The 2,627-nt window shown below is 34.0% G+C and carries 3 protein-coding genes and 1 pseudogene; 1 reads left to right on the top strand and 3 read right to left on the bottom strand.

What is annotated here, in order from left to right; all coding sequences use genetic code 11:
• Both B9G53_RS27965 and B9G53_RS07205 read right to left on the bottom strand, forming a co-directional pair.
• A pseudogene (locus B9G53_RS27965) lies at positions 1-211 on the bottom strand (hypothetical protein); the annotation flags it as partial.
• A complete protein-coding gene (locus B9G53_RS07205; protein WP_094530664.1) occupies positions 192-497 on the bottom strand; it encodes a hypothetical protein in 306 nt (101 codons plus the stop codon). The pseudogene B9G53_RS27965 and the gene B9G53_RS07205, both read right to left, overlap by 20 nt.
• 525 nt (positions 498-1,022) lie before the next feature.
• Between B9G53_RS07205 and B9G53_RS07200 the strand changes: the two genes are divergently transcribed.
• Positions 1,023-2,063: a pentapeptide repeat-containing protein gene (locus B9G53_RS07200; protein WP_094530662.1), complete on the top strand. Its 1,041-nt coding sequence runs from the start codon at positions 1,023-1,025 to the stop codon at positions 2,061-2,063.
• A gap of 10 nt (positions 2,064-2,073) precedes the next feature.
• On the opposite strand, the gene B9G53_RS07195 is transcribed toward B9G53_RS07200, so the two are convergent.
• Positions 2,074-2,409 (bottom strand): hypothetical protein, encoded by a 336-nt coding sequence (locus B9G53_RS07195; protein ID WP_094530660.1) that lies wholly within the window; start codon positions 2,407-2,409, stop codon positions 2,074-2,076.
• Between the last annotated feature and the right edge of the window lie 218 nt (positions 2,410-2,627).

Below are 2,627 nucleotides of genomic sequence, written 5' to 3'. Positions count from 1 at the left end.
CTGCTGCTATATCCCATGTTTGACTCCTTTTTCTACTCTTCCTAAGATACCAAATGGGTTCTATAACTAAAGCTGTAGAGTACTTTAGCCCTAATATTGCAGCGAGTTGATGGGGCATCATATTACTATTTGCCATACTAAAGTGCTTGTTAAGTAGCAACTTTTGTGAAGTATCTAACTTTATAGAATCGTCAAAAGTAATCAGAGTCATCTTTTTCTCCCAACTCAATCTCATTTATCAAAAATCCTAATATTCCAGCACTACCTCCATATTCTTTATAGCAAAGTAAATGTACTAGAGCATCTGGGCTTTCTGATTCAGGCTTGGCTCCAAAATAATAATGCGCTCTAAACACACTTTCATTGTTAATTTTATCTTGAAAAATATTATTCAGTCTATCCAGCTTAAATTCATAGGATTTTGTCCCCCATTCATGTATAAGTGTTCTCAAGATAGCATTTTCTTCATTAAAGAACTTAGGTGATTCCTCTGTCATATCTACTCCTAAAGAGTCAATTCTTTAGCTTTAGTTCTCTTTCTTGGCTATTTCCTAATAGACAGTCAAAGTGTTACTCTCTTCCTCTTTATCTACTACTTTCCGATTAGTCTCTTTTTCAGCAAGCCATAATTAAGCGCAAAGCGCTGTAAGAGTGATCATGGCAATCAAGAAGTCTTTGAAGATGAGCTAAAAAATGGCGATCACATTAGAGCTACTAAGGATCACAAGTTTATGACTACTGATGGTGAGATGAACAGCGCTCAATGAGATTTTTGAAAAGGGATTAGACTTGGCTGTAGCAAAACAAACTTAAAATTTGCTAAAAAGAGATCGCCTAAATCTATTATTTTGAATTATCAAGGTGATCGCACAAATAGTCTCTACAAATGGTGATCGCTAATTTATTAAGGCATCGCACCTAGCAACCACTTTAAAATTATTCCAAATCAGCAAGATAAAGTTAAAATAGCACATAAAATTTCAGTGTAAAAATAAGTAGTATTGAGGCAAAATCATAATCTCATGAAGAAATATTTTTGGGTCTTTCCATTACTAATTACAGGTTTTTTCTTAGCATTATGGATTACACCTTGGACAAGTCAAATTACTAACAATTATGCGAACCTCCAAAATGGGAAAGAGAAATTTGAAGCATCACTAGAAATTAGTAAGGCAATTATTGGTGGGGTTGGAACATCAGCAACAATTGTAGGTGGAGTTTTTCTATTCCTAAATTTTAGGATAGCCAATCGAAATCTTGAGATAGCAAACAAAAATCTTGAGCAAGCAAAAAGAAAAAATGATTTGGATGAAGAAAAATCTAGAAAAGATGTCAAAATAGCTGAATCACGGCTTATTACTGACCGTTTTAGTAAAGCTACAGAGCAATTAGCCAGCAATAGCCTACATACTCGATTAGGAGCTATTTATTCTCTAGAAGGAATCGCCAAAGAGGATAAGCAATATTATTGGATAGTCATTGAGATTCTGAGTGCTTTTATTCGGAGAGAAGAAGATGTTAATATATTGAAATCTCAAGAAGAGAAAATCTCTAAAACTCCTGAAGATATTCAGGCAGCACTTACAGTTATTATTCGTCGAGATATGCAATCGGAAATAGAACAAAAGACAATTAATTTGTCTGGAGCTATTCTTAATGACGTAGATCTTAGTGGAAAAAGACTTGAGAATATAAATCTTAGTAGATCCGTTTTACATAAAGTTGAGTTTTTTGGAGCTAAGCTTGTTAACGTTAAGTTTATAGAAGCAGAGCTTTTTAATACTAGCTTTCAAAAAGCAACTATTGATGACTCATCTTTTAAAGCAGCACATCTTACTTTAGTAAGTTTTGTGTCAACAAGAGTCAACAAAACTACTTTCGAGCAATCTATCTTAGCAGAAATTATGGCTAATAAAAACACTTATTTTGATGCTGATGGGTTATCTCCAAAGATGAAACAAGATTTGCAAAATAGGGGAGCTACAATTTGTAATTCTTTTGAAGAAAGTATAGAGAGTTACTTTAACAAATTAAGGCATGATCATATTTCAGATATTGGTTGAAATTGATTTTTTATTCCTTTTGAATAGTAATAACCTGTGAACTCAATTTTGCAAATGCTTCATTGTAACTTCGAGCAGTAATATTAAACTGCTTCCGAATTGCTGGAAGCCCGATCATTTTAAGTTCTGACTCTGTAAATCGAGTAGTTTGATTATCACTTAATTCATCAGCTTCATCATCAACCAACTTATCATCTATTTCAATATCTGGATTGCTAGAAAAAGAATCTAAACCTAGTTTCTGATCAAATTCTGCAAATTCACTTTCATCAATAACAATTGCTACCGTTTCACCAATTTGATTGAGGCGCAGATCGAAACTTGCTAATTCCTTTGCCTCTTCCATCGACTTCTTCTCTTCAGGAGAAAAATAAATTTGATCACCATGTTTGCGAACATTCTCTTCAGCAATCGCATAACGCTGATTAAACTCAGCTAAAGCTTGAGCTTTCTGATGTCTGGCGTTGTATACTGGAGTCTAGACTAAGTTGATTAAGAAAATCAGAAAAAGAGCAGGAAGAAGCAACCCAGAGAATGGAGAACTGAGCAAATCCAAGAGAATGA

It is taken from the genome of Pseudanabaena sp. SR411, from assembly GCF_002251945.1.
Taxonomy (GTDB): Bacteria; Cyanobacteriota; Cyanobacteriia; order Pseudanabaenales; family Pseudanabaenaceae; genus Pseudanabaena.
This window is presented reverse-complemented; position numbering and strand designations above follow the sequence as displayed.